Genomic DNA, 564 nt, shown 5'->3' with positions numbered 1-564 from the left:
AAGCAAGCACTCAAGCAACAGCTTGAACAGCCCAATCTATATCAAGAACAAAGCTTTATAGAGCGCGTCAGTTTATTGCTCACTCATGAAATTGATACGCGTGAGCAAAGAAAAATCGACCGGCTAGTGCGACACGCTAAATTCCGCTTACAGGCTCAGTTAAATCAACTGATTTATTCACCAACACGTAATATAGAAAAAGCACAGATACGTAATTTAAGCCAAAATAGCTGGCTGAACTTACACCAAAATATCTTAATCACTGGGGCAACAGGCTGTGGAAAAACCTACCTTGCGTGTGCCTTAGGACATGAGCACTGTCTACAAGGAAAAAGTGTTTACTATATTCGATTAAAAGAACTACTCGAAAGCCTGTTTCTAGCACAAGCAGATGGTAGTTACCGGAAATTACTGGCGAAGTTAATAAAGTATGATCTATTGATCTTAGACGACTGGGGGCTTGAACCACTGAGTGCACAGCAACGAGGTGACTTACTCGAATTAATCGATGCGCGGTATGGGTATAAATCACACATAATTATAAGCCAGCTACCACAGGAAAAC

The 564-nt window shown here is 41.1% G+C and carries 1 protein-coding gene; it reads left to right on the top strand.

Features of this window, described 5'->3' with window-relative positions:
• Positions 1 to 564 (top strand): ATP-binding protein (locus H5154_RS23125; RefSeq protein ID WP_182719775.1); only part of this gene is annotated, 564 nt, incomplete at both ends.

The sequence above is a fragment of the Pseudoalteromonas sp. SR44-5 genome (assembly GCF_014163675.1).
Lineage (GTDB): Bacteria > Pseudomonadota > Gammaproteobacteria > Enterobacterales > Alteromonadaceae > Pseudoalteromonas > Pseudoalteromonas rhizosphaerae.
This window is presented reverse-complemented; position numbering and strand designations above follow the sequence as displayed.